Annotated in this window: 2 protein-coding genes; one reads left to right on the forward strand and one right to left on the reverse strand. The window is 71.5% G+C overall.

The annotated features are described in order from the left end of the window. Positions 1-195: 195 nt before the first annotated feature. Positions 196-2,343 (reverse strand): prolyl oligopeptidase family serine peptidase, encoded by a 2,148-nt coding sequence (locus PROKR_RS19925; RefSeq protein ID WP_036966321.1) that lies wholly within the window; start codon positions 2,341-2,343, stop codon positions 196-198. A 322-nt stretch (positions 2,344-2,665) separates the two neighbouring features. On the opposite strand from PROKR_RS19925, the gene PROKR_RS35570 reads away from it, so the two are divergent. Continuing rightward, a partial coding sequence (locus PROKR_RS35570) for a hypothetical protein (RefSeq protein ID WP_169736487.1) occupies positions 2,666-2,950 on the forward strand: 285 nt, incomplete at its 3' end.

Consider the following 2,950-nt stretch of genomic DNA (forward strand, 5'->3'; position numbering starts at 1 on the left):
CGAGCCCTCGGCCCGGTGGACGCGCACCGTGCGGAGCTGGCCAACCTGGGCCGCGTGGCGGAGACCCTCGCGGAGAAGGCCGAGGCCTGACTCCACTTCGAGGCCCCCCTTTTCTTCGCTTTGACGTCGCTCAAAGCGAAGAAAAGGGGGGCCTCGAAGGTGAAGGGTCAGGCCGACCCGGTCAGCCTCAGGTGGTCAGCCCGCCAGGCGGTTCCAGAGGAACGTCCAGTGGGTCGCCGCCATGTACGCCGCCTGCGCGTTGTTGGCCGCGCCGCCGTGGCCGCCCTCGATGTTCTCGTAGTACGTCACGTCCTTGCCCGCGGCCAGCATGAGCGCCGCCATCTTGCGGGCGTGCCCGGGGTGCACCCGGTCGTCCTTGGTCGACGTCGTGAACAGCACCGGCGGGTACTCACGGGTGGCGTCGAACAGGTGGTACGGCGAGAACGTCTTCACGAACTCCCAGTCGGCCGTGTCCGGGTCGCCGTACTCCGCCATCCACGACGCGCCCGCCAGCAGGTGCGAGTACCGCTTCATGTCGAGCAGCGGCACGCCCACGATGATCGCGCCGAACAGCTCCGGGTACTGGGTGAGCATGTTGCCCGCAAGCAGCCCGCCGTTGGACCGGCCCTCCATGCCCAGCTTCGCGGGGACGGTGATGCCCCGGGCCACGAGGTCGCGCGCCACGGCGGCGAAGTCCTCGTACGCGCGGTGCCGGTTCTCCTTCAGCGCCGCCTGGTGCCAGGCCGGCCCGTACTCGCCGCCGCCGCGGATGTTCGCCACCGCGTACACGCCGCCGCGGTCCAGCCACGCGCGCCCGATCGTGCCCGAGTACCCGGGCAGGATCGCGTGCTCGAACCCGCCGTAGCCCCACAGCAGCGTCGGCGCGGGACCGGCCTCGCCCGAGACCAGGTCCGCCCGTCCGACGACGAAGTACGGCACGCGCGTGCCGTCGTCCGACGTCGTGAACTCCTGGCGCACCTCCAGGCCTGCCGCCTCGAAGTACGACGGCGCGGACTTGAGCACCTCGGGCGCCTCCTGCGCGCCCACGGTCGCCCGGCCCAGGGTCGACGGCGTCAGGTACCCGGTGGTGACCACCCAGACGTCGTCGGAGTCGACGACGTCCACCGCGCCCACCCCGACCGTGAGCAGCTCCCCGCCCAGGGGCAGCTCGGAGCGGACCCACTCCTCGTCGGCCGCCGAAGCCGGCGGCGTCAGCACGTGCAGCAGGTTCTTCACGTCGTCGAGCACGTTGACCACCAGGTGGTGGCGCGTCCAGGTGATCCCGGCGAGCGACGTCGTCGCCGTCGGCTCGAACAGCACGGTCAGGTCCCGCGAGCCGGCCATGAAGTCGTCGAACGGCGTGGCGAGCAGGGACCCGGCGCGGTACGTGGTCCCGCCCACCGTCCAGTCGTCACGCAGCCGCACCAGCATCCACTCGCGGTGCACGCTCGCGTTCGCCGAGTCGGGCACGTCGATCTTCACCAGCTCCTGGTCGGGAGTCCCCACACCGGTGGCCAGGAACGTCTCCTGGGCGTAGAACCGGAGCGCGCGGTACACGAAGTCGCGCTCGAACCCGGGCGTGTGCGACCGGTAGGCGCCGATGGCCATGTCCTGCGCCGTGCCCTCGTAGACGAGCGTGGCCTCCTCCAGCGGGGTGCCCCGTCGCCACAGCTTGACCTGGCGGGCGTAGCCGGACGGCGTCATGGTGCCCTCGCCGAAGTCCGTCGCCACGTACACGCTGTCCTGATCGACCCAGGACAGCCCGCCCTTGGCCTCCGCCCGGACGAACCCGCCGTCCTCCGGCGCCACGAACTGCTTGGTGACCAGGTCGAACTCGCGCGTGACGTCCGCGTCCGAGCCGCCGGGCGACAGGTCGACCAGCGCGTGCCGCCGGGGCTCGCCCGCCGCGAGCTGCTCCGGCGTCGGGCGCAGCACGCTCGCGCCGTGCCAGACCCAGCTCTCGCCCTCCTGCTCGGCGAGCGCGTCCAGGTCCAGGACGGTCTCCCACTCCGGCGCGTCCGTCCGGTAGGAGTCGAGCGTGGTCCGGCGCCACAGGCCGCGCTGGTGCCCGGCGTCCTGCCAGAAGTTGTAGTAGTGCTCGCCGACCTTCGAGACGTGCGGGATCTTGTCGTCCGAGTCGAGGACCTCGCGGACTTCGCCCTCGATCGTCGTGAACCGGTCGCCGCCCAGGGCGGCCGCGCTGTGCGCGTTGCGCTCGCGGACCCAGTCCAGGGCGTCCGCGCCCTGGACGTCCTCGAGCCAGGCGAACGGGTCCGTCGCGGGGTCGAGCGGGGTCGCGGGGAGAGCGGTTCGGGTGTCGGTCTGGGTGGGCTCGGCGCTCATGATGAGCACCCTACGCGGCCGGTCGCGACGCCCGCCGCCGTCGGGCCCGCTTGCCGCTCGCCTGAACCGTGTGTGCCCGTTTTTTGCTGATTTGGGGGGTTACTCGGCCACGGTCTGTCCCCATTCCTCACTGGCACATATTTTCGCACTTCGCACCACGGTCGTGCCCTTCCACGTGTGGGACGCCCTGTGGTAGAAACTGCACTCCAGGGGGTTGTTCGCCCTCTTCAGCCGAGTTCGAGGTCCAGGTAGCGGCATCCGTCGTCCGGACCACCCGGACTCTGACGACACAACTACTAGGGGGATCGGCTCGGTGAGCTCGATGTCTTCTTCTCCTCCGCCCAGCAGGCTGCGCCAGGTCGCGCCCTGGGTGTGCGTCGCCGGCGTGATCGCCTACGTCCTCGTTGCACCCGTCCTGTTCACCGCCACCGGCGCCAGCTCCACGTGGCCCGCCTGGCTCGTCGGCATCGCCGCCGTCGGTCTCGCGGTGGCGGCGGCGCTGATCGCCGCCCGGTCCTCGCGGGACGACCTCGCCTCGCACGAGGACCTGGTCCTCGCCTACCGCCGGGCCGAGGAGCGCGCCGACGCCGCGTCCGCAGCGCTCGAC

Origin of the sequence: Promicromonospora kroppenstedtii DSM 19349 (genome assembly GCF_000515355.1) — a bacterium.
Classification (GTDB): Bacteria; Actinomycetota; Actinomycetes; order Actinomycetales; family Cellulomonadaceae; genus Promicromonospora; species Promicromonospora kroppenstedtii.

Coding starts and splice junctions, on each gene's coding strand:
- PROKR_RS19925 (WP_036966321.1), bottom strand. CDS start 2,343: ATGAGCGCCGAGCCCACCCAGACCGACACCCGAACCGCTCTCCCCGCG.